At 45.3% G+C, this 24,973-nt stretch carries 20 protein-coding genes, 1 pseudogene and 1 other annotated feature; of the genes and pseudogenes, 2 read left to right on the forward strand and 19 right to left on the reverse strand.

What is annotated here, in order from left to right; genetic code table 11:
- Positions 1–129: 129 nt before the first annotated feature.
- From MKX30_RS00925 to MKX30_RS00985, 13 genes are all read right to left on the reverse strand, one after another.
- Positions 130–3,144, reverse strand: a complete 3,015-nt coding sequence (locus MKX30_RS00925) for a glycoside hydrolase family 2 TIM barrel-domain containing protein (protein ID WP_341062321.1) — start codon at positions 3,142–3,144, stop codon at positions 130–132.
- Positions 3,137–3,304, reverse strand: coding sequence for a hypothetical protein (locus tag MKX30_RS00930; RefSeq protein WP_158451767.1), 168 nt, complete (start codon positions 3,302–3,304; stop codon positions 3,137–3,139). Before MKX30_RS00930 ends, MKX30_RS00925 begins: the two co-directional genes overlap by 8 nt.
- A gap of 519 nt (positions 3,305–3,823) precedes the next feature.
- On the reverse strand, positions 3,824–5,554 hold the full coding sequence (locus tag MKX30_RS00935) for a glycosyl hydrolase 53 family protein (protein ID WP_341062323.1): 1,731 nt from the start codon (positions 5,552–5,554) through the stop codon (positions 3,824–3,826).
- A gap of 156 nt (positions 5,555–5,710) precedes the next feature.
- A complete protein-coding gene (locus MKX30_RS00940; RefSeq protein WP_341062324.1) occupies positions 5,711–5,836 on the reverse strand; it encodes a hypothetical protein in 126 nt (41 codons plus the stop codon).
- Between the two features lie 54 nt (positions 5,837–5,890).
- Positions 5,891–7,420 carry an ABC transporter substrate-binding protein gene (locus MKX30_RS00945; protein ID WP_341062325.1) on the reverse strand — a complete coding sequence of 510 codons (1,530 nt, stop codon included), beginning with the start codon at positions 7,418–7,420 and terminating at the stop codon, positions 5,891–5,893.
- A gap of 76 nt (positions 7,421–7,496) precedes the next feature.
- Complete coding sequence (locus MKX30_RS00950; RefSeq protein ID WP_341062327.1) at positions 7,497–8,426, reverse strand: carbohydrate ABC transporter permease; 930 nt, start codon at positions 8,424–8,426, stop codon at positions 7,497–7,499.
- A gap of 18 nt (positions 8,427–8,444) precedes the next feature.
- Entirely contained in the window at positions 8,445–9,365 is a 921-nt protein-coding gene (locus MKX30_RS00955) for an ABC transporter permease (RefSeq protein ID WP_023988741.1), read from the reverse strand.
- 304 nt (positions 9,366–9,669) lie between these two features.
- On the reverse strand, positions 9,670–11,268 hold the full coding sequence (locus tag MKX30_RS00960) for a response regulator (RefSeq protein ID WP_341062329.1): 1,599 nt from the start codon (positions 11,266–11,268) through the stop codon (positions 9,670–9,672).
- A gap of 86 nt (positions 11,269–11,354) precedes the next feature.
- A complete protein-coding gene (locus MKX30_RS00965; protein WP_023988739.1) occupies positions 11,355–13,076 on the reverse strand; it encodes a sensor histidine kinase in 1,722 nt (573 codons plus the stop codon).
- A gap of 623 nt (positions 13,077–13,699) precedes the next feature.
- Positions 13,700–14,098: a sequence feature (23S ribosomal RNA rRNA prediction is too short), on the reverse strand.
- A 72-nt stretch (positions 14,099–14,170) separates the two neighbouring features.
- Positions 14,171–14,551 carry a hypothetical protein gene (locus MKX30_RS00970; protein ID WP_103744552.1) on the reverse strand — a complete coding sequence of 127 codons (381 nt, stop codon included), beginning with the start codon at positions 14,549–14,551 and terminating at the stop codon, positions 14,171–14,173.
- Positions 14,552–14,804: 253 nt separating this feature from the next.
- On the reverse strand, positions 14,805–15,230 hold the full coding sequence (locus MKX30_RS00975) for a MarR family winged helix-turn-helix transcriptional regulator (protein WP_023988738.1): 426 nt from the start codon (positions 15,228–15,230) through the stop codon (positions 14,805–14,807).
- A 110-nt stretch (positions 15,231–15,340) separates the two neighbouring features.
- Positions 15,341–17,026: a dihydrolipoyl dehydrogenase gene (gene lpdA / locus MKX30_RS00980; RefSeq protein ID WP_341062331.1), complete on the reverse strand. Its 1,686-nt coding sequence runs from the start codon at positions 17,024–17,026 to the stop codon at positions 15,341–15,343.
- Between the two features lie 58 nt (positions 17,027–17,084).
- Positions 17,085–17,525 (reverse strand): OsmC family protein, encoded by a 441-nt coding sequence (locus MKX30_RS00985; protein ID WP_023988737.1) that lies wholly within the window; start codon positions 17,523–17,525, stop codon positions 17,085–17,087.
- A 588-nt stretch (positions 17,526–18,113) separates the two neighbouring features.
- Here MKX30_RS00985 and MKX30_RS00990 point away from each other — a divergent pair.
- Both MKX30_RS00990 and MKX30_RS00995 read left to right on the forward strand, forming a co-directional pair.
- Positions 18,114–18,450, forward strand: a pseudogene (locus tag MKX30_RS00990) (spore germination protein); the annotation flags it as partial.
- A gap of 143 nt (positions 18,451–18,593) precedes the next feature.
- The gene (locus MKX30_RS00995) at positions 18,594–19,700 is read left to right on the forward strand and encodes a GerAB/ArcD/ProY family transporter (protein WP_023988734.1); all 1,107 of its coding nucleotides are present in this window, start codon (positions 18,594–18,596) and stop codon (positions 19,698–19,700) included.
- Positions 19,701–20,002: 302 nt separating this feature from the next.
- On the opposite strand, the gene MKX30_RS01000 is transcribed toward MKX30_RS00995, so the two are convergent.
- The 6 genes from MKX30_RS01000 to MKX30_RS01025 form a co-directional block, all read right to left on the reverse strand.
- Positions 20,003–20,518, reverse strand: a complete 516-nt coding sequence (locus MKX30_RS01000) for an OsmC family protein (RefSeq protein WP_023988733.1) — start codon at positions 20,516–20,518, stop codon at positions 20,003–20,005.
- A 63-nt stretch (positions 20,519–20,581) separates the two neighbouring features.
- The gene (locus MKX30_RS01005; protein ID WP_341062334.1) at positions 20,582–21,310 is read right to left on the reverse strand and encodes a DsbA family oxidoreductase; all 729 of its coding nucleotides are present in this window, start codon (positions 21,308–21,310) and stop codon (positions 20,582–20,584) included.
- A 24-nt stretch (positions 21,311–21,334) separates the two neighbouring features.
- A complete protein-coding gene (locus tag MKX30_RS01010; RefSeq protein WP_023988731.1) occupies positions 21,335–21,991 on the reverse strand; it encodes a carboxymuconolactone decarboxylase family protein in 657 nt (218 codons plus the stop codon).
- A 421-nt stretch (positions 21,992–22,412) separates the two neighbouring features.
- Positions 22,413–23,474, reverse strand: a complete 1,062-nt coding sequence (locus MKX30_RS01015; protein ID WP_023988730.1) for an NADH:flavin oxidoreductase — start codon at positions 23,472–23,474, stop codon at positions 22,413–22,415.
- 562 nt (positions 23,475–24,036) lie between these two features.
- Positions 24,037–24,378, reverse strand: coding sequence for a thioredoxin family protein (locus MKX30_RS01020; protein ID WP_023988729.1), 342 nt, complete (start codon positions 24,376–24,378; stop codon positions 24,037–24,039).
- A 28-nt stretch (positions 24,379–24,406) separates the two neighbouring features.
- Positions 24,407–24,895, reverse strand: coding sequence for an OsmC family protein (locus MKX30_RS01025; protein WP_076265023.1), 489 nt, complete (start codon positions 24,893–24,895; stop codon positions 24,407–24,409).
- Positions 24,896–24,973 lie beyond the last annotated feature (78 nt).

A 24,973-nucleotide genomic window follows, 5' to 3' on the forward strand; every position in this document is an offset into this window, starting at 1 on the left:
CGTCTATCTCTCCTCGTGTAATGGTGTATTATGGACAAAATCTAGCATTTACCTGCAAAAATGCAGCTAAATCTTGGAATCGAACGAATCCGTTTGAACTTATCGTATTTGTGCTGCTGGCAGGCATAGCTACTCATCTGCTTTAAACACCGGAATGATGCGCAAAGCGAATTCAATTTCCTTTTCATCCAGACGATATGGCTGGAGCAGCTCCGGACCGCAAGAGTTCGATCCAATTCCACTCATCCTGTAATCGAGATGGATAAACGTTTCCTTGCGCTTAGTAAGCTCATGGAGGTGCCCCGCAGCCGCAAGATCGTCTATGCCATAATGTCCCGCATTGAACGAGAAGGTCTCATCCCCTTCGAAACGAAGGCCCATGCCTAGTGAATTGGATACCGTGACCCACTCCGTTCCGAACCGTGAGCCGTTTTCTTGCGGTTTAATGTAAGGAACGAACATCTCATCGACTGTCGTCAGGTAATGCCCTTTCTTTACGCTTCGACGTTTGTCCATATAACTCTCGTGCGGGCCAAGTCCGAAGTATTCTACTTCCTCCATGCCAGCAGGCATCGTGAGCTGAAGCCCGAAGCGAGGCAAATACAACAGGTCCTCCTTCACGTTCGCTTTTACGCATAGCGCGATTTCCCCCGTCGCCAACACTGTCCATTCGGCGTTTCCTGAGAGAATGGTCGGTACGCTATAGCCGCCCAATGAGAAGGAGACTTGAATGGTGACCGAACCGACTTCCTTCTGCTTCCAATCCACGCAATACACCTTCGTGACCGCCCGATCAAATCCGGCCTCAAGCCACTTTTCTTTCACAAAGCGGTCGTTATCGGTTGGCGCACGCCATACGGAGAAGGCAACCGGTTCTTGGATAAGCGGCACGCCGTGCCGGGAAATCGCCGTGAATGCTCCCTTGCATAAATCGAAGTGATGGACGAAATCAAAGCCTTGGATCGTCAGCATCCCATCCTCTTCCCGCGCCAAGATGCCGGGCCGGTCAACGGCAACGACGTCTACTTTCTTTCGGATGACGGGTAGCTCGAATTGCTCAAACGCAATTTCGTGCCCCAAGTCGCCCCATGACGTCTCGCGGTTCAATCGGTATGAGATCGTCAGGAAATAACGGCTCTCCGACTCCTTAGGCCAGCAAACCGGGATCGATATCGTTTCCGTTGCGTGTGGCGGCGTCGACAGTCCTTCGAGCAGGCCTTGTCCCGCGAGTTGTCCGTTCTTCTCGACCTTCCAATGGAAGATGACGTGGGACAAGTCGATGAAGTCGTATAGATTCGTGACATCGAGCTTTCCTGCCGCAAGCGCCTTTGCTTCCACGCGAATTGGAGCGATGACTTGCTTTAGCTCGAGCAGACCGGTATGCGGAACGCGGTCCGGCGACACGAGTCCGTCAATGCAGAAATTTCCGTCATTTGGCCGATCCCCGAAGTCGCCTCCGTAGCCGAAGAAAGGTGTGCCGTCCTCCGTCCGCGTCAAAATCCCGTGATCGCACCATTCCCAGACGCAGCCGCCCATCAGCTTCGGATATTTATATATGACGTCCCAGTAATCCTTCAAATCCCCGGGGCCATTACCCATCGCATGGCTGTACTCGCATAAGAAGAGCGGCATCGTAGCCGTTTCGTCCTTCGCATAATTCTCAATATACTCGATCGATTCGTACATATGGCTATCCATGTCCAAACAACCCGTTTCGGTGCTGCCTTGATGGCGTGGTGCGGCGCCTTCGTAGTGAATCGGACGGGATGGATCGCGCACTTTCGCCCACTCCGCCATCGCGATATGATTGGCGTCGAAACCAGATTCATTCCCCATCGACCAAATGATGACGGACGGGTGATTTTTATCCCGTTCGATCATCCGTTCCGCGCGTTCGACAAAGCTTTCCCGCCAGGCTGGATTCTTCGTCAAGGCATGGTAGGTTCCCGTCGCGGGCAGCACCCCATGGCATTCCAAGTCCGCCTCGTCGATGACGTAAAATCCGTATTCGTCGCAAATCTCCAAAAATTTTGAGTCGTTGGGATAATGTGAAGACCGAATCGTGTTGATGTTATACCGCTTCATTAAGACAAGGTCTTGAACCATGTGGGGAACGGGAATGGTCTGTCCCAGCTCGGGATGAGAGTCATGCCGATTGACCCCTTTTAGCTTAACGGCCTGTCCATTAATCCGAAAGACACCGTCCTTGATTTCGATTTTGCGGAAGCCTACCTGGAATCGGAGGACTTCTTGTCCGGAGTATACGAGTAACTGGTACAAATAAGGACACTCCGCGTTCCACAGCACCGGGGCTTCGACATGGAACGCTAGCATACCCTTCCCGTCGATTGCCGCCGATTGGAAGCCGACCTGCTTACCGGCCGTGTCAAGTAGTTCCGCTTTTACGCCTACAGGGCCAATCGCCTCGATTTCGCAGCGCAGCACGGCCCAGCTGAAATCACTCGCCAACTCTTGCTTGTTGTAGACATCCCGAATGTAATGTGAATCGCGTGCGAGCAAATAGACGTCCCGGAAAATACCCGAAAATCGCCAAACGTCCTGATCCTCTATATACGAACCATCACACCATTTTAAGACCATGACAGTAACCCGGTTCGATCCCGTTCGCAAGACGCCCGTCAGATCGAACTCCGCCGGCATCCGGCTTCCTTGACTGTAGCCGACAAACCGGCCGTTGACCCATAGGTAAAAACATGAGTTCACGCCCTCGAACACGATGAACGGCTTCTTCTTCTCCCAGCTAACCGGCACATTGAAGTCCCTGACATAGACCCCCGCCGGATTGTCGTCCGGCACATACGGCGGATTATACGGAAAAGGATAGTGGATGTTCGTATAATGCAGCTGGTCGTATCCGTTCACTTGCCAGCAGGAAGGTACAAGAAGATCGTCCCATCCACCGACATCCGCCCTTTCCTCATAAAACCCGTTTTCAACCCCCTGTACACTGGCATGATAGCGGAATTTCCAGCTGCCATTCAACGTTTGGTAAAAGGGAGATCGCCCTCGCTTCCCCTCCATCGCCCGCAGCGTATCCCCATATGGAATAAAATATGCCCTGGATTCCTCGCGATTGATTTGCCTTATACCCAAGTCCTCCCAATACGTCTCGATCTTAACCATAATCATCCACGCCCTTTCGTCCTTTACGCTCACCACTCGTCCACGCTTCGTCCTTGTAATCGATACTTGCTTTGTTATAATGAATGCCTATTGATCTACTTACTTGCAGGCAAGCAGTCAAAGCGATCGGTACGGAGTGACTGCGGTGAGCTAGCGTCATGTCGTAAGCCTCTGCCGTCGATACGATTTTATTGTATTCGGTAACTCATCCAGCATGATTGAAATGCGGCAGGATGATATCGACGGAAAACCCAGCAGAAACATCTGATACCCGATCACGATAGGCTCAGCGTGAGCATTAGAAGCAGGGTTTCATTCTTCCTCACTCCAAATCTGTGCAGGTTCATGCTCTCCCTCTCCTCTCTCCGCTATATATCCATTATAGGATAGCGTAATGGGTCTCGAGAATTTAGCCTAGCAACAATAACCCATACTTTTTCACCGATCTGTCGAACCATGTGTTTTCCCTCATAGCAAAAAACAGAGAACCCCGTTCATGATTCAACCGGGGTCTCGCTCACACATGCAGCTATTCAAATCTTGTGCCTCTTGCTCGTAAAAAGTCCCTTTCGAATAGTATGAGTCAAAACGAAAGAAACGGGTCTCCATTCCAAGGAATGGGGACCCGTTTTTCCAATAACTTAATTTCGATGTCTTTAGCTTAGATCCAAAGATCTTGTTACTTTACAGCATCGGCTTTCTTAATAAGTTTGAAGTCGTCAATGTTTCCCCATTGCCCGCCGGGGAATTTTAGATGGGCGCCAATAGTCAGAGTTCCATCTGTAACTACAACATTATCTATTGTTGGATTAGACCATTTTCCGGTATTTGTAAAACTCTTCCTTTTACATCCAGCAAAAATCTCAGATATCTCTTCTTCTCCTCCGCCGTAGACCCAAGCAGATAATTGATAGGTGCCATTTTTAATCCCTGTGATAGTTTGGGAAACTTTGAATTCTGTGGATGTTGGTCTCCAATAGTGTAATGCTAATGTGCCGGAGTGTACGTCACTATCTGTACTAACCGCGTCTGTATCCCCAGTAACCTTCCACGGTTTTAATCCCATCTCAAAGCCAGGATTTTGAATCATACTTGTGCTTGGCACCACAGTAACTTTGGAAGAGTCAGTAAAACCCCCATCATATGAAACCACCGATATGGTTGCTGTCCCAACAGAAAGTCCGGAAATAGTCCCATTATAAGGATGTACCTTTACGATATCAGGATTTGAGCTCGTAAAAGTAATTCCTTTATAGGTTGCATTAGCAGGATTGATGATAGCATTTAGCTTACTAGTAGCACCTACTTCAATCGTTTCGGTGTGCTTATCCAGAGCTAAAGATTGCACAGGATACCGATTATTTTCAACAGCACCGTCAATAAATGCATCTAATGCCAATGAGGACGTACCGTCCGGGTCCCATGCAGATTTAGGATACCCAAAATAATTCCCCTCAGGTGCCCAATAAAATACACCCGTTCCCAAATCGTTCGGAGCTGCATGTAATTTATTTTGAACATTTACAAGCATGTTATAAACACTATCAGCATCTTTGGCAACTTCCCCCCCGACTTCAACAATCATGACTTCCTTCCTATATTTTTCTGCGAGTTTATTCATGTTTTCAGTTAATTCATTAATTGAGGAAGTAAAAACCGAATCCGGATAATAAGATAAGCCAATGATATCATAATCGCTATCTTTAAGACCGGCTGCAACCAGACCGGCATAAAACGGTTCAACGCCATTTTCTGCTCCGCTTGCTCTATGGATGATAACCTTAATCCCAGGAAAAACCGCTTTGGCTGCGCTCGATCCGGCTTGGATCAGTTGAACGAGGTTGGACGTATTGCTATACTCCCCCAAGGGATGCATCATTCCATTATTAATTTCATTCCCGATTTGTACCCACTCTGGTGTTACGCCTGCTACTTTTAGAGCATTCATCACCTCAGAAGTGTATTCCGATACATGTACTTTTAATTGATCTAAATTATCGTTGGCCCATGCTTTAGGTGTTATCTGTTTTCCCGGGTCAGCCCAAGTATCACTGTAGTGTAAATCAATCATAACCCTAAATCCGAAGGCGCTTACACGAGATGCTAATGCAACTACTTCTTCTGTACTGCAATGACCATTGGAAGGATCATCAGACGGATCAACAAAAGCCCGTATTCTTATGGAATCAATTCCGTGATCCTTTAAAATCTGAAGAAGATCTTGCTCTTCCCCATTATCATTATAGAATTTATAACCCAGGGCCTCTAATTGTGGCAGCCAGCTGATATCTGCGCCTTTGGCGAACGAGTCAGGGATAGATGAAGCGCTTACTTTTATCGGTAAGATAAAGGCTGTCATGGATATAATCATTGCAAATGTAAGAATCATAGCAATTATTCTATTTATCATTGTACTACCCCCTTGTTTTATTTGCATCAATACATCTGGATTGAAGCGCTTTCGCAAACCTCTATGGATCACATCCCGTTCCACGCCAACTGGATCGTCCACTTGGATTTCGGAATCCGCCGATTCGGGTAGTTCCAAATTCGCAACCTGAGCAACTCACACGCTCCGCTTTAATCGCAGCATGTCGTCCTGCACCCAGTCTTCGCAAAACGTACCTCCTGCCGCTTCGATTTCGTCCACAAACGAGATATCTATCCCTTTTAAAAATTCGAAAGTTGCCAATGCTGTACCCGCCTTTCGTTGAAAAAAGAAAGAGGGAATGACTCCCCCTTTATATTATTTCCCTGCTAAGAAGGCGTTGATCTGGCTTTGCAGTTCCGCCTGCACTTTGTCGATGCCTGCAACTTTAAGTTGTTTGATCAACTCGGCTTGACCCTTCTCCAAATCCGGAACCAGGCCGTACTCTAACGGAACGCCGTATCGTAACATCACGTTGCCGATGCTAGCCATTTCATTCTTTACCTTCTGGTCGTCGAACACGAACGTCTCAAGCGGATAGTGATAAACTTTCTTCTTCCAGTCAGCTTCCATATTCGTCGCTTCCTGAGGGTAGGAAGCATCCGTCCGATTAAGTGCCGAATTCCACCCCCAGTAGGAGAAACCGGTGAAATTCGCTTGGCTCGCGCCTGGTTTAAACTTGTCGTCGCCGACCGGCTCGTAGTGCTTGCCTGCGATGCCGTACATCGTTAAATCATGAATTTGCTTGTCGTTCTGCAATAGGTCGATCACCATTAGGGAACGCTCTACATGCTTGGTCGTCGCATGAACCGCCATCCCATTCTGCGTCGAGATGGAAGCCGTCTTCTTCTGATTCGGGGTGAGGTCGGCGATAGCCATGTCGGCATCAGGAAGCGTACGACGAGCCTCGGCCAAATCGAAGCCCACAGATCCGAGATTGCGTTTGTACGATGCGGCCTTGCCAGCCTTCATTTCCTGCCAAACGTCATTCTTGCTGTTGACAACGTTCTTGGACCAACCACCGTTATCGGCCAAGTCTTTATAATAAATGAGCAACTTTTTGAATTCCGGCGTATCATAAACGTTAAAAACTTTGCCTGTTGCATCGTCGAGCTTATAAGCGAACGGGATGTTCGGATCTACGAGTTTCCACTCGTTATACTGCTCGAGTAGTACATTATCCAGCTCGTTCCATTTATACCCGCCGCCCGCCGCTGCGGCGAAGCCGCTCATCCCTTTTTCGTTCTTCGAAATCGTCTTCGCGTAGGCGGCAAACGTCTCGGGACTGGTGACTGGCTCAAGATTGTACTTCTTACGTAAGTCCTCACGAATCAGCAGAACTTTGTCCATAATTTCTTGGTTGTTGTTCGGCACCATGTACAGCTTGCCCTTAATCTTCGCCTGGTCCCAAGATAGCTTCGGCATTGCTTTCCATGTCATAGGTGCATAGGACTTCAGCAGTTCGTCGGTCAGTTCGTAGAAGCCACCATTTAGCGCCTGATTGGAATAGAATGCCCAGTTCGCCGTGTACACCAAGTCGAAATCATCTTTCGCTGCGAACCTGAGTGGATATTTCTGCGACCAATCGGACCAGTCGAGGAATTCGACATCGACTGTCGTGTTGATCTTCTTCTTCAGCAGTTTGTTCACCTCACCGAACACTTCGTCGTAATCCGCCGGCTTGGCGCCCAGCAGCAGCATTTTCAGTTTAACCGTGCCGTCGTTCGCGCCGTCTGTACCGTTCCCCTCCCCTGAATTTCCATTTTTTCCACCGCATGCGCTAATTAGCGTACTAAGCAACAACACGATGACAAGAAGCAACATGGCATTCCTCTTCTTATGTTTCATGATCCATACTCCCCCTAATTCAGATAATGGCATTGATGTGAACGGACATGCTATCGATAACCAAGTTGCCCTGAGATCATCCTTTCACTGAACCGACAGTCAAGCCTTTGACGAAAAAGCGCTGAATGAACGGATACGCGATTAGGAGGGGTCCTGTCGCTACAATGGTCATCGCCATCTTCAAGCTTTCGGTCGGGATACTTAAATTGACAACCGCCCCCGATTCCATCATCGCCTTGCGCATGCCGTCCATATTCCCAAGCATGCGATAAAGATAGTACTGCAGCGGCATCAAATTCTCTTGCGAGATAAAGAGCAGCGGGTTATACCAATCGTTCCAGTAACCAAGCGCGATGAACAATCCTATGGTCGCCAGTGCCGGCTTCGACAAAGGGATGATCAGCTCGATAAAGATCCTGAAATCGCCCGCTCCGTCGATTTTAGCGGATTCTGTAATCGCTTCCGGGATATTGCCCATGAACGTCTTCATGACAATGATGTAGAACACATTCATCAATAAGGGAAGAATCAATACCAGAAAAGTATCCTTTAGGTGCAAGTATTCAACGACGAGCAAATACCAGGGGACAAGCCCACCGTTGAACAGTGTCGTAAAGAAGAAGTAGAACGAGAAGGTTCCTCTCCATTTGAAATCCTTCCTAGCCAGAACATAGGCCGTCATTGCGGTCAAAAACAGCCCGACCAGCGTCCCGATGGCGGTCACCCCGATCGTGACGGCGTAAGCCTGGATCATCTGTGAGGGATATTTGAACAGAATACTATACGCTTCGATCGAGAAGACCGTCGGGAACAACTGAAAGCCATTCTCAATAATGCTCTTCTCCTCTGTCAACGAGGAGGACACGATCAAAATAAAAGGCAAGATGCAGAACAAAGCCAGAATAGTAAGCGAGACGTAACCGATAATATTGAGCAATACACGATCGGCAGACACGCGTCTTCTGCCTACCGCTTGTGCGACTGGGCTCGTATCTATCGTAGACATGGGCATTCCCTCCTTCTCTTAGAATAATGCACGGTCTTTATCGTATTTGCGAACCGCGTAGTTGGCAATCATGATGGTCACGAAGCCAAGCAACGATTGGTAGAAGCCCGCTGCGGCCGACATGCCGATCTCATTTGAGCTCATCAGCAGTCGGAAGACAAACGTATCGATGACATCCGTATTTGAGAATAAGAGACCGTTGTTGCCGATCATGTTGTAGAACATCCCGAAATCCCCACGAAAAATATTGCCGATCGCCAGCAACACCAGGATAATCATTGTTGGATACAGGTTTGGCACAGTAATTTTCAGGATTCGCTGGAAGACGTTGGCTCCATCGATTTCCGCCGCCTCGTACATCTCGGTATCGATGCTCGTGATGGTAGCCAGATACATGATCGTCCCATAACCGAACGCCTTCCATGTGGATACGATGACCAGAATGAAAGGCCAATACGCGGGGGTATTGTAAATGTCGATCGGCTCCATGCCCAGCTTCGTCAACATCGCGTTAATAAACCCGAAGTCGTAGCTAAATAAGTTGAATGCAATGGCGCCGACGACAACCCACGAGATGAAGTAAGGCAGGAAAAACACCGTTTGAGTCAACTTTCGAAACCACTTCCCCCCCACCTCGAACAGCAGGATCGCGGCAAAGATTTGCACTACGTTGTTCACGACAATGAACGCGATATTGTAAAGCGCGGTGTTGCGTGTTACGCGCCAGGCGTCACCTGACTCGAAAAGAAACCGGAAATTATCGAGACCATTCCAGGGGCTCCCGAATACACCGCCGTCGAAGTTGAATTGCTTGAACGCCAATACGATTCCCGCCATAGGCACGTAGGCGAACAGGAAAATAAAAAGTACGCCTGGCGTGAGCATCAGTAGCAGGGTTTTATACTTCCTGACATCGCTCCAAAATCCATGCAGGTTCATATGCTCCCTCTCCTCTCTCCTCTTTGTCCCCATTATAGGCGAGCGTTATAGGCCTTGAAAATTTAGCCAAGCAACAAAAAACTATACTTTTTCACCGATCTGTCGAACCGTGCCGTTTACCTCCATAAAAAACTACACTGCCACATTGATTAACAAGGCGGATGGAACCAAACGACAGAGATTTTATAAGAAGCAAGATTATCTAATAAACATTCAAAATAAGGTCAGTGAGTTCATTGGTCAGGCGTAGAAAAAAAGACCCTCGGTCATGATTCGACCGGGACCTCTATCACACATTTAGCTATCAAATTTTGTGCTTCTTGCGGTATTCGCCCGGCGTCATGCCCATTGCTTGCTTGAACTTCCGGTTGAAATAAATTATATTCTTATAGCCCATCTGATCAGCGATTTCATAAATTTTCTTCGTCGGGTCTTTGAGCAGCTCGCACACACGATCCGTCTTTAGGCCGATCAAGTAATCGCTGAAATGTGTGCCCGTCTCCTCTTTGAATAACTGGCCCAAATAGTTCGCAGTAAAATCTAAATGAGCCGCGACTTCCTTAAGCGTAATTTTCTTCTCCAGGTTATTCTCCACGTATCGCATGATTTCTTCAATTAGTTTGCGCATCTGCCTTTGTCCCTTGATGTACAGCATCTCAGACAGCTCGAAGAATCCCCTACGAAGCCAAGACAGAATGTCATGCACCGTCTCGAATTGAAACAGTACGTCTGGTTGGCGCGATTCCCATTCCAGCAGCTCGTATAAATTTTCTTTTCGCTGCTGAAGATCGGCATGCAGCTTGGACGTCATGCGTATGATAAGCGCGTACACGCCTTCCTTGCCAGTCAGTGTCACATCCTGTTGAAGCAACTCCATCAAACAGTCGTCAATTGTGACCAGGTCGTAGTCCAAGATCGCTTCGAGCATTCGATTGACCTTCTCTTCCATGCACTTGCCCGGCGTATTTTGAGGATGCGCATCGATCACTCCTTGAATGATTCGATTTTTGCCGAGCAGCCATTTGGCGCCAAGCGCCGCCAGCGCCTGTCGAAAAGACTCGTGGAGCTCCGTCTCGTTGGATGCGTAACGACCGACGCCGATCGTGACCGTGCGAGAAGTGCTTCGATTCACATGTTCGACAAGCTCCTTAAGCAAGCTATTGAACCTAGACTCCGGCACGGCTGCAAGAATCGCAAATCGGTTTCCCTGCCCCTCGATGACGGTACCGAGCCTGATGTCCGATGCAAATGTCTTGATTGTCCGGGTGATCTTTCGAGTCTCTGCGCGTTGCTCTTCCGGCGGAAGGTTGCGCATCTTCCATTCTAAGTCGTCAATTTCCACGAGCGCCACGGACGTCCCCTTCTCCAAATAATGCGCAAGCACGCTGCTAACGTGCGATGTGGCCGGCGCGGACGTTCGTTCCTCAAACCACCGTAGGAGTAGCTCTTCGTTCACGAGCGAAAGGGTTTCCGTAAAGGAACGATCCTGCTCCAGTTCTTGCTCAATTTTCGCGACCTGCTCCGTCAGTATGCGAAATAATTCTTGGTCTTCGACCGGCTTCAGCAAATACCCTGAAGCATTGATCTCGATCGCTTCCTTGGCGTAGCCGAAATCCTCGTGGCCGCTAATAAATACGATCTTAACCTTCGGATGGATCGTCTTCGCCTTCCGGGCGAATTCGGTTCCCGTCATGATCGGCATTCGAATGTCCGATAAGATCAAGTCGATCGGTTCGTATTCCATGAGCTTCAATGCCTGAAAACCGCTATGGGCCGTGCCCGCCACGCGGACATTCAGCCCACTCTCGAGGACACGTCGGCGTAGCCATTCGAGGTCGACCACTTCATCATCAACTAGCAACAGATTAACACTCATGTACATGCCTCCGATCGTTTCACTCATTTACGCACTATGCCTGAATGTATCATACCTTTTCCCCCCGAAGGACAACATTGCGGCCTTCAATGAAAACGGATACAAATTCACGGTTACTGCCGTGGTTCGCCGCCCTGCCCATCCTGATGCCCAGCCGGGAGCAGAATCCGAACCGTCGTTCCTCCTCCATAAATACTTGCGATCTGGATGCCGTAAGGATCTCCATATAACAGTTTGATGCGCTCGTCGACGTTTTTGACACCGTAACCGCCCTCTTGCCTCGAGTTGTTTAACAATCGCTCCACCGTATGGGGGTTCATGCCAATGCCGTTGTCGATGACCTTCAGCTCGATAAGATCGCCAATACGACACGCCTTAATCAGGATCGCGATAGAATCTCCGAACCAAGCGTGCTTAAAGACGTTCTCCACGAAGGGTTGCAGGATCAGCTTGATGACCGGCACCTGCAGAATATCGGGCTCGACATCGACATGCACCGTAAACGTGTCCGCATATTTTACCCTTTGGATCGCAAGATAGGTCGTCACTTGTTCCAGCTCTTTCTCCAGCTCAATGCAGACACGGCCTTGGTTGAGGGTGAGACGGTAAAAACGGGAGAGCCCTTGCACCATCTCCGTCACCTTGTCCGTCTCTCCGAGATTCGCCAAGCTTCCGATCGTCGACAGCGTGTTATAGAGGAAATGAGGATTGATCTGTGCTTGCAAGGCCTCCAGCTCAGCTTGTTTCTTTTGGATGCCTTCGATATAGACGCTATCGATCAATTTTTGGATACTACTGGCCATCACGTTGAACGCATCGGCGATTTGTACAAACTCGTCATTGCCGGAGAATTGTATCCGCTTTAGAAAATTCCCTTCCTGGAACGAACGAACAAGGCTGACGATCCTCGACATCCTACGCCCGGAAAGGCGGGCGACGATATAGCCAATGAAGGCCATGACAACAAAGCTAATGGCACATACGGTGATGATGATTCGCTGTAATCTACCCGCATCCTTTGACAAGTACGAATTGGGCACCAGCGTCTCGATTACGAAATCAGTACCCGGGATCTCTTCCAGGAGGCTTAGATACGCTTCGCGCGAGGCGTTCTGTTCGGCCATTCCTCGATGGTAAAGCGATATGCCAGTGGAACGGTCGACCAGACGTAGCGTAATCCCTTCTTCGAGCGGAAAGGCCACGAAATCGCCCAACAGGTCTTCGAGTGACACAGTGATACGCACATAGCCGATTTCGGTCTTATAATCGGCATACGATACCAAACGGCGAAAATGTGATATATTACCAAGTTTACTGTCGGTATCGATTTGCAGCCAGATGTTGTCCCGTTCCGTGGCTTGAAGCGAACGAAACCACTCGGAATGGGAAATCTCACCGAACGGCAGGATATAATAATCGTTTTGCGCGATCGGCTCCGCGAGGTTATCGCCTCTCACAATGCTCAAATCGCTATTCAGTGTGTAAAGCATAAGGCGAATATCGTTCCCAGATAGCTGCAGCGGCGCTGTCATTTGCGGGATGATCTCATCCAGCATCGTCCAGTAAATGTCCAGCGGGTCTCCCTTCTTCTGAATGGCTTGCTGGAAAGCCAAGCTGCCAAATAGCGTATCGGATATGCGCTGAATTCCGTCCATCTGGTAAAGAATATTGTTCCTTGTCTGCTCCATGCCGGTCCGAATATTCGTCTCAGCCATCTCTGTCCGTGATTGAACAAGCATCGAATACGAAATATAGCCGATCAACACGTCCGTAAGCAACACTAGCAGCAAGTAGGGGACCATCATTTTATAGGTAAAAGGCACATATGATTTCACCGGTAAGTTCCTTTCCCATTCCTCGTTCTAATAATAAATACCACCATGTTCTAACCACAAGCATTTCAATTCCGTGATCACTGGTTTCGCCAGATAATCCAGACCTCTCCTCTTAAATGAAGAACGGTCTTTAAAACTATAGAGATATTCTTGTAAAGATCTTTAGGGCTTGCTGAACGGATCCCATATTACAACGTTACCGGCAAGCGATTTGTGAAGGTCGACCAAAGCCATTATATAAAGCGGCAAAAAGAGAACCCGAAGTCTCTTTTCGAGTTTCCTCCCCAGCAGTTACAGGCCAATGTTGGTCTTTCTGGTCTTTCGAATGTGTGTTTGAATACGGCCAAGCCCATAGCTACACTGGGCTGCTTCTTGCGTTCGGTTCGTATCTTACTCTTCTTCCCACGTGCTTCTCGGTAAGCGTTATATCCCTGAAGGCCACATCTATACATTCTTACTGCGATAATGTATTTTATAGGTTTTCTACTACTAACATAAAGGGCGTAGGTCTCCAAAATGTCCTCCATCCGAGCTACAACTCGCTACTGGATTTGGCAGGAATGCACCACTTTTTTTTCAAGTGAGGCTTAAGTTTTGTTTTTTAACGTCGTCCGAATTGTTTCCCGTCCCAGCGCGATAATTCGGGCTTCTATCTCGTCGATCACTTGCGAAGGTCGTGCAGGCTTAATTTTGCTTTCAGCACCTTTTAGCCCGTTACATTTTCGCCGCAGAGTCACTCGACCAGTGAGCTATTACGCACTCTTTCAATGGTGGCTGCTTCTAAGCCACATCCTGGTTGTCTGCGCAACTCCACATCCTTTCCCACTTAACACACACTTGGGGACCTTAGCTGATGGTCTGGGCTGTTTCCCTTTCAACAATGGATCTTAGCACTCACTGTCTGACTCCCGGAACGAAGTCCATGGCATTCGGAGTTTGACTGTGCTTGAGTACGTGGGTAACTGATGTTCCGCGATATGCACAGGCTGACCGATTGGCTTACGCTCGCAGTGATCTTTCGGTATCCATAACGAAATTGATGCTGCATACAAAGTTAACAAATGCTCTCCACCGTGTGATCTTGTTGTGGGGATCTATACGCTGCTTTTCAGCGATAGTAAGTAGCAAGACTCGGATCGACTCCATCCATGTGTTGACGATGCTGATGACACCTCCTTTCCATCTCCTTGTACTTTTTTAGCTATTCGATCTACTGCTTGAGGAAGCGGTTTTCCGCCCTGTAGCTTCTCAAGCTCTGATCCGTATTTCAGTCCTTTGCCGTAGCTATATTCCTTGCCCGCAGGTTGCTCCTGCCGATGCATTTCAACACTTCGATGCCAACACATCCAAGTTTTTAATTGCGTTTTATTTCGGATGCAGAGCTTCTCCATGACCTCTCGTACCGGAGTACCTGCCAGTCTCATTTCGATTGCTTTCATCTCTACTTCCAAAGGATAACTCACTCTTGTTGCCAACGCAAAAACACCTCCAAAGTTGTTCTCCACATCTTACGACATGGGAGCATTTTCTTGAAGGTGTTTTAATTTGTCTCATGCTATAGGATCAGTTCCACGTTTTAGATCATCTTAACAGATGTCTTTTTTACGTTCTCTACCTTGAAAGAATAATACCAATATAGCGACTTTTTAAGCGATCATTTTCTTTTCCTCCGACATGTGAGGATTGTTTTAACTTTATTTTCACAAAAACGAAGTCAGAACATTTTCGCTATTTTATTGTATTTTCAACCATAATACTCAACACATGTTTGAATGTCTCAAGATCGTCCTTGGAGATACCTGCAATTGTATCATTTTTGAACTTTTCGGCAATTGGCATTAAATCGAGACATACCTTTACGCCCTTATCGGACAATTCTAGCTGCTTGACTCGTTTATCAATATTAGTAGCGGAGCGATATAAAAGCCCATCGAATTCCAGTTTTTGAAGCAAACGGACTACGCTCGGTTCTTTAATCGACATTTTTTCTGCTAGTTCTCGCTGGGTAATGGATTCATGAATATAGATATAATACATAGCGATCCATTGACTCCTGGTGATGTGGTAGGGTCGAAACTCTTTCTCCAATGCTTCCGCAAAGACTTTCCCACTACGGTTTGTAACAAAAGCAAGGCAATCCTCTATATTAAACAATAGACACACCAACCAATCCCAACAGTTTTATCTCCGTGTATTTCTCTATTCGTAGTTATGATAACAAACATTTCACTTTTTGTGAAATGGTATGGCTACATCAGCATGTTTCACGCTTGATGGAGCGCCCCAATGCTAAAGCCGAATGCAGCTTCATGAATCACTTCTCCCGTAGTCGGGTGAGCAAACACCGTGTGCGTGATTTGTTGCTCCGTCAGCTCATTGGCAATTGCAAGCGTTAAGCTACTGATCAGGGAAGACGCATCGGGACCAATAATCGACCCTCCAACTATTCTTTGTGAGCGATTATCCTTTATCAATTTAATAAAACCTTCCGGTTCATTCATTGTTAACGCCTTACCATTGCTGGCAAAGGAAACCTTGCTCACGCTGTAATCCATCCCCTGCTGTTTACATTCATCCTCTAATAGACCTACACTGGCTATTTCTGGTGAAGTGAAAATCACGTTCGGGATTGCCGTATAGTGCATGCCTCCCGATTCGCCTACTATCTCATCAATGGCTGTAATGCCTTGATGCGAGGCGACATGGGCAAGCTGCATAATATTCGTAACATCGCCTATCGCATAGATATGTTCGACGTTTGTACGCATGTGTTCGTTCACGGCAATGCCTCGCCCACGTTCATTAAGCTGAATTCCGGCTCGTTCAACCTCCAAACCCTCCAAGTTAGGCTCACGTCCAACAGCCACCAACACTTTTTCACTAACAAGGAGATGCTCACCTTGGGAATCCTCATAGGTTACGATGGCTTGTCCATCGTCAGCACGCTGGATTTTGGCTACCTTCGAGTTCGTATGGATATGAATCCCTGCTTGCTCCGCCGAATGTTTGATTTCTTCGGAGATATCGCTGTCGATCATCGTCAACAGTCGGCTCATAAATTCAACTACATGCACTTCAGCGCCCAAATAACGATAGATGAAAGCAAACTCCATGCCAATGACACCCCCGCCGATGATCGTGATGCTCTTCGGCAGTTCGGTGCATGCAAGCGCATCAGTGCTGTTCATCACAAAAGGAAGATCGATGCCAGGGATATTCACCTTGGCAATTTTGGAGCCTGTCGCTACTATGATGTCGTTCGCTGAAATATGGTAGTGGTTCTGCCCTTTTACACTCACTTCATGTGCGGATAAGAAAGAAGCTTGCCCGCTGATAACTTCAATATCATTCTTTTCCATCAAGTAGTCAATCCCGGAAATTAATTTTCCCTTGATTTCATCTTTACGACGAATAATCTGCTTCATATCGACTTGAAGGTCCGTTCCCGTGTGAATGCCAAACAAAGACGATTGTTTGACATGGTGACAAACTTCAGCAGATTTAACCAGTGATTTGGTTGGAATACAACCTACATTTAAACAGGTACCGCCTAATTCTTCCTTTTCAACTAATGTAACCTTAATCCCCTTTTTGGCTGCATAAATCGCGGATACATACCCACCTGGTCCTGCCCCAATAATCAATAGTTCAACTTTCTTAGCCATGACTGGCTGTTCCATTGCAGCAGCCTGCGGCTCAGATAATACAACCGTGTCTTCTACAGCAGTTTCCAACCTGAACAAAACTTGGTTAGAAGAAATTTCTCCACCTTCTTCAAAGAAAATGTGGCTGATGGTCCCCTCTGCGGTCGCTGTAATTTCTCGATTGCCTTTTCCCGTTTCAACCTCGACGAGTAAGTCTCCAAAAGAAACCTTCTCCCCTAGCTGCACATTGATTGTTCCTGCTTTCCCCTTTTTTCCCCCAGCAATCATTGACATTTTAATTTCCATGATGTTCAAGCTCCTTCACTACTAAAAAAGGCTAGCCGCGCCGCTTTTAGCGAATAGTTTAGTGTCTGACTACGCCGGATTGCACCAGTTTAACCCCGTTCGCTAAGCAGTCTCCAACCGGGCAGGTCTTCTCAATGAATGCCGCAAAAGCTTCTGCTTTTTCTTGACTTTCGGTCGTTTTGAAGTGCATTACAAAACGAATTTCCTGAAAACCGCTTCTTACATCTGCCAGCCCCATGAACCCATCCGGGTCCAAATCCCCTTCAAGCTCAACATACAACTCTTCATACGAAAAGTTATACGCATCCGCAAAAGCAGCAGCAACGATGGACTGACATGCTCCTAGCGCACACAGAAGCGCTTCGACCGGATTCATCCCTTTATCTGTTCCACCTAAATCTTGGGGTTCATCCATCAAGATTTTAAAGCCTCTGGATTGAGCCTCAACCTGCAAGCCTTCTGGCAATTTTGTGGCAGTAGCTTTGAACGTAGTTAACATAGATATGGCCTCCCTTTTCTTTGTGAAAAAAATAACTCAACCTTGTGAAAAGAATAACAACCTTTTTACTCAAAGTCAATAGTTAGCTAAGTAATTTGTTGGAATAAACATAGCTTGAGGAAAGCAGGATATACACTTCAATCGATTTTCGATCGTTTCCACCAAAGGATGGTAATTTCAATAAAACGCAAGCCCTGATCATCTTGGAAAATGACATAGGGATCAGCACTTTCATTCGCTAAGAATCGTTCACGTTTAATTACAAGCCCTATGTAAGTAATCTGCTCTTTCAACGAACAAAGTGACATTCCTAATCATTTCCATTCTAGACAATGATCCAGGCAATCTAGAAGCTGGTCACTACTTCGTCTACCCGACTCACTTCCACAACCAGAAAAGCGCTTCGTAACCTCTTTTGCTTATCTGCTACAATAATTTGATTTGGAAACAATGTATTTCATGATCACACGCTCTATTTATTGAGCGAATCTTTCCGACTCATGTGTTAATACAACCTTTATAAGGAATACTTTATGAACAACTTGTATCTTATGGGGAAATGAATTGAATCGTTTAGAGGTGATTATCATGTGGTCTAAAATAATTTCTTATATTCCGAGCTGGGTTACATTATTTCAGGCCGCTCTCGCGTTGATTATTCCTAACCATCGTTCGTTCTCTGATGAACATAACGAAGGCCACGCGAATCAACAGCATGAGCCAAGCTCTAAAATTACAGGGAATTATGATTCCGACTTTAAGACAATTCGTGAGGTTATAGGTGAAAATAGTGATGCGCATTTTCGTGAGTTTGTGGTGAAGAAATTTCATGCACGGTCCGTGTTTGTCTTCATAGAAGGTATGCAGGATAAAGAGATTATGAACAAGCAGGTATTGCAGATTTTTGATGTTTAAAGATCAGCAACCCTAACAGGAACAACAGGAAAGTATAAGTAACTGGAATTTTTGTATTCCTAAGCTCCTATATCTCTGATGAAAAGAAGACCTATTATGATGAAAACGCAGCAAAGCAAACGTAAGCCATGATGCTAAGACGAAGGAGGAGCTATGGTATTTACACGCTCTGATGATAAGATCACAACGAAGCAGGCCGCTGTATTCCTGACCAATACCGTATTGGGGGCAGGGATTTTGACACTGCCGAGAAATGTAACTGAAAAGGTACAGACTCCTGATGGATGGCTTTCTGTCCTCATCGGTGGATGTATTGTCATATTAGTCGTTTGGCTGATGGTGAAATTAAGTCAACAGTTTCCTGGAAACACCGTGTATCAATACTCCAGAAAAATCGTGGGCATCATCCCGGGAGGATTTTTAAGTGTATTATTGATTATATATTTTTTAATCATCGCTGGCCTCGAGATTCGGGTTTTTGCTGAAGTGACGATGTTTTATCTGCTTGAAGGCACACCCATCTGGGCGATTGTGATTCCATTTATTTGGGTAGGAAGTTATTTGGTTTTTGGAGGTATTAACTCCATCGCTCGGCTATACCAGATTGTACTTCCGATTAGTCTCTTTTTTCTGCTTTTCTGTTTTGTCTTTAGTTTAAGGATATTTGAAATTGATCATCTTCGTCCCGTATTGAGTGACGGGATTTTACCTATCATCAAGGGACTAAAATCGACTATTCTTGTTTATGCTGGATGCGAAGTCGTCATGACACTAGTCGCTTTTCTGCAGCACCCTGAAAAAGCATTTAAGGCCATGGTAGTGGGGATCAGTATCCCTTGGGTTTTGTACTTTCTGACCGTAGTTATGGTGATCGGCGGGTTATCGATGGACTCCACTGTGACAAGTACTTGGCCCACCATTAATTTAATACGCAGTTTTGAAATCCCCGGATTTCTTTTTGAACGTCTGGAGTTTCCGCTGCTGGTGATCTGGATGATGCAAATGTTTTGTAATTTTTGCAGTTTTTTCTTCAATGCATCCTTAGGAATCTCACAGGTATTCGGTCTTAAATATCGTTATGCGATTTTTGGCTTAATTCCGATTATCTTTATCTCCACAATGACTCCTCTTAGTATGATGGACTTGTTTAGCCTTAGCGGTGCGGTCGAATACATGGGAATCATTTTGTTTTTTCTGGTTCCGGTACTTCTCTCCATCGTGTTCGTGATCAGAAAGAAGGGAATGAAGCAAAATGTGTAGACGACCTATCCCATCTTTACTGCTTGCCTTCATTCTACTTAGATCAAGTCGGCTGCTGGAGCAGCAAATCTATTTTCTTCACTCCCACTGTAGAATAGTTCGTACATCGGCCTGTCGGCTGTTTTAAAATACTAACTACTGACGTATGTAGGGCGTTTGGCAAAAAAGGGAGCACACATGTCCTTAGCCACAAGGGAAAACGAAAGCACCCTGATCCTAAAATTATAAAAAAGTAGACATTATGCTATGTGTTCCTCGCATAATGTCTACTTTTCTAGCAAAACAATCAAGTATACATGGTATTAACTGTGAAGTGTATACATCGAAGTCACTTTAACGTTTCTTTCAATGGTGTTTCTCACAGGTGATATTTCTATGGCTTTTGCAATCAACTTTTCAACCTGCGCTTCATCTGCGTCACTGTCCACATTGAAACGAACGTTTATTTCATCAAAGCCAGAATTCCCCTCTTTTAAGCCAAAGAAAACGTTCAGATCTATTTCGCCAGTAACATCAACGTCCAACGAATTTACTTTAATCCCCATACCACTAGCTGTTGCAATGAATCCAACACCTACACAAGCGCCAAGTGCACTTAACAAAAGCTCAACGGGATTAGGCCCTTTTCCAGTTCCGGATAGCCACTCTGGTTCATCAATGGGTACCGGCTTATAGTCCCCAACCTCGGCCTCCGAGTAAAACCCATCTTTCCATTTTACTGTAGAAGCAAAACTTGTAATCGCATCCTCGGGATTTTCCTTATATTTTTCTGCCAAGCTTCCGAGCATATTCACATCTACACCGTTCATTTTACTCATATTTAGGACTCCTCTATTTTATATTTTTCATAGACCAATCTTAATTGAATCCTCGCTGGTCCTTTATGACTTTTTAGGCGGGATCGCACATCCTTCATCAGTACATAGTCCTTCACTGGAGGTTTCATCAGAAAGAATTTCAAACTTAGCTGCCGGATGCTCTTCTTCCCAAACTTTCTCCAACACTTGAGAAAAAGATTCTGTCGGCTGTGCCCCTGAGACTGCATATTTTTGGTTGAATATAAAGAACGGTACCCCGCTAATCCCAACTCGACTAGCTTCATCTTGATCTTTTCGTACTTGATCTTTATAGAGATCCTTATTTTTCAATACTCCGAGGGCTTCTTTTCTGTTTAATCCAACCGCTTCTGCAATATCGGCCAGTGTATCATAATCTCCTACATCCCTTGATTCAGTGAAATGTGCAATAAGTAATTTTTCATTCAACGTTGTTTCTTTGCCATTCGTTTTTGCCCATTTTAATAAACGATGAGCATCCAGTGTATTGGTGGGTTTAAGACTATCTAATTGAAAAGATAATCCCACGTTCTTGGCTTGTTGAGTTAAGTGGCTAAGAAATTCTTTTGCTTGTTCTCTTCCGCCAAATTTAGGGGTTAATTTTTCTACAAAACTTGTTCCATCATACGAAGAAGCTCCCGGATCAAGTTCAAAGCTTTTGTATTCAATACTTATTTCATCTTTATACGGTAATCCATCTAAGGCTCGCTCCAGATTTTGTTTACCAATATAGCAGAATGGACATGCAATGTCAGACCAGATTTCAATTTTCATGTTTCTACCCCTTCTCAGTTTTAGTTATTCGTCAAATGCAACCAGTGCATTTACTCCATGAGCAAGAGCGGAACCAGCTTTTAAAGCAGTAGCTACCATAATCGACTCAGCCAGTTCTTCTTTGTTTGCTCCGGCTTTTTTGGCTGCTTTCGTATGAATATCAATGCAATATGGACACCCAGTGGTATGGGCAACCGCAACCGCAATCAATTCTTTTTCCTTGGTACTGAGTATGCTGGCTTTCAACGCTTGCTGATCAAAAGAAGCAAAGGATTTGAACGAATCACTTAATTGGGTAAACTCCCGTAGTCTATTAATATAAGATGCACGGTATAACTCGTCGTCATCGGTACCATCATACGCATTTAAAGCATTAACGCCATGAGCCATCGCCGAACCTGCCTTGAGCGCGGTGGCAACCATTATAGCTTCTGCCATTTCCTCTTTTGAAACACCATGTTTCTTAGCTTGTTTTACATGAACCTCAATGCAATAAGGGCATCCCGTGGTGTGGGCTATAGCAATTGCAATTAGTTCCTTGTATTTTGCTGTAAGTTTACCTTCAGCCAATGCTAACTTTTCAAAGGCTACAAACGCCTTGAATATCTCTGGAGAAACCGAGTTAAATTCTCCAATACGTTTAAAATTCGATTTTTTAAACAAACTGTCTTGATGACTCATAAAAAACCCCTCTATTCATTAGAAATTTTAGTGTACGCTGAGCTTTTATTCATCACGCTCAGAATTTTTTCCTTGCTTACGCTTTTTCATAGATCCTACGATTGAATCAACAAGTTTCTCTCATTAAATGCCTCCTTTTAAACGAAAACAAGAAGACATTATTCAATTGATTAATTGAATTATAGAATGCATAGGCATTTAAGTCAAGTTCTTTTTATGAGAAGAGGGGGACACCTTGGAAGCCATGAATATCCAGATATTTAATGAATCTTTTATATCCAACCTTCCAAAATATGCATGCGAATAGCCATAAAAAAATGAACCCTTAGAATACATTGGTTAAACCCAGGGTTTATCTAATATATTCTAGGGGGTGCATTTCAAATCGATATAGGTTCTTCGTTATTTTTCATACTCCCGTTTAATACAATGTTTCGATTGCCTCACGCGTAAACGGAAGTAATTCTTCTGTTCGTCCATCGCGGATTTTGTTTACCCAGTCAGGGTCAGCCAATAATGCGCGCCCGACTGCGACCAAATCGAATTCTTCACGTTCCAATCTCTCGATTAAATCGCCCATCTTGTTGGCTTTGCCATTAGCCTCTTCCCCGGTAGCAAAGAAATCCAAAAAATCAGCGTCAAGACCGACAGATCCAACTGTAATTGTTGGTTTCCCTGTCAGTTTTTTTATCCATCCTGAAAGATTCAAGTCAGATCCTTCAAAAGCTGGTTCCCAAAAGCGACGAAGAGAGGCATGAAAGATGTCAACGCCTGCATCAACTAATGGCGTTAAGAAACGTTTTAGTTGTTCTGGAGTTTCAACTAATTTTGCTGTATAGGCATCATATTTCCATTGTGAGATTCGCAACACGATTGGAAATTCTGGTCCAACAGCACGTCGGCAAGCTGCGATAACCTCACTAGCAAAGCGTGCACGTTTGACAATGTCGCCACCGTATTCATCGTTACGCGAATTTGTTTTTTCCCAGAAGAACTGATCGATTAAAAATCCATGGGCTGCCATAATCTCGATGCCATCAAAACCAACTTTTTTAGCATTGACTGCTGCCTGTACGAAAGCTTCAACCAATTCCGAAATTTCTTGTTTTGAGTAATCATTAACGTTGCCTCGTGCACCCATATGCCACATTTGAGAGAAAATTTTCCCACCGGCCTCGTGTACTCCATCAACTACTTTTGACCAACCGTTTAGCGCCTCTTCTCCGTATAAGTGTGGTACGTCCTCCTGCCATGCTGGCACCTCGGATGCAACATCAGGATGGTTGATAAACGTACCCTCTGTCAAAATAAGTCCAACACCATTTTCAGCTCTACGACGATAATACGCAGCGACATCCTCCCCTGGCACTCCATTTGGAGAAAAATTTCGAGTCATAGGTGCCAATATAATACGATTAGATAGTTTGAGATTTCCCATTTCGAATGGTTTAAAAAGAGCTTCAACAGATTGAGAATTAGTCACAAAAAAACCTCCAAGTTTTATTATTGTCATTCTATAACGTAGACTTCGTATATTAGCAACAATTAAATCAACTTATCTAATCCCTAACAGTGCATATAAAAAGACTCTCGTTCTAACGTTTATAAAATGAACTGAGAACCAAGTTATGGCTACACCACCACAGAAGCCTGTTAAATAGGACAGCTCTCCTCCATTAGAGCAGATATCCAAAATCGGCTCCATCTTCAGCTTAGGGCTTGTTTAACTTAAGCGATTGATTTTCATGTAATTTGGGCTTCCATCAATGAAATTACTTGAAATTAAATCCTTGCTGCTGCAACATTCTTCTCACTTCAGGATAATAAAATAAATGTGGTTATAGAAGAAGGATACTTATTGACTCCAACCTCTTGTTTCTTTTCCATTTGTACGTTTATCCATGTAGTTAGAGATCGTTTGTTCATATTTTTTAATGAGGCTTTCTAAGTTGGTGTCGTACCGTTCTTTATGCCAAATTGCTTTTTGAGGTAAACGTGGCTTCTTCGAGTAGTTTCTATATTGATACGAAATAGCGAAAAATCCCTTATGAACGTTTGTTATATACCTCAACAGCACTTTGCAGAAAATGTTCAATCTCTTCGCGTGATTTACGAAGCTTGTTGACATAACGAGTAAGCTCTTTACCTTCGACATAGGCTACAAAGCTTGGAATACCCATAATATTTTGTTCTTCACTCACAGTGCCTACATGATCTACATCCACCTCAATGAGATCCAGATCATTCGCAAATTTTTCTTCAACTTCAGGCATGAATGGATCAATAAATTTGCAGTCTGGGCACCAGTCTGCTTTAAAAACAGCAACTGTAATTTTGGGGGAACGAATAGCTGTATCAAATTCTGATTTAGAGGTAACTTTTTTCATTTTAATTTCTCCTTTTTTAATGGATGGTTTACCATTCCAATTGATGTTGTTCAATATAGTTACTTGTCAGATCATCTCCAGCATCAATCGATACCTTACCTTCGGTACCTACCGGCACACCTGCTTTGACAAGCAGCTGACCAATGTGGCATTTTTCTTCTGCTTGTAGGAATAATGCTTCGACCACAGTGATATCTTCTTTTGATGCACCCGAGGATAAAACAACATGCGGACGATGTGTAATGCTCAGTTGGTTCCCTCTAGCTATGTTCCCTTCTGTGTCCATAAAGAACCCGGCAACGGGTACTTTCTTGTGATCGAGCATGTACGCTAGTGTCAGAGAATAACAAGCAATAGCAGAGGACATCAGGAGTTGTTGTGGATTAGCACCTTCCCCACTTCCCCCTTTAAGAACAGGGATAGCAATTTGTGTTTGTAAATTGTCGCCTTTCATGCGACCAAAACCTTTCGCGTCTTTGAACCAAACCGTATTCATATTCACTTTTTGATCCGGCATTTTAATATGCTCCTTTCCATATTTTCATTACTTGTACTTGTCACTAAAATCCTTAGACTCCGAGAAACTTCAAAACGT

It is taken from the genome of Paenibacillus sp. FSL P2-0173 (assembly GCF_038008045.1).
Lineage (GTDB): Bacteria > Bacillota > Bacilli > Paenibacillales > Paenibacillaceae > Paenibacillus > Paenibacillus polymyxa_B.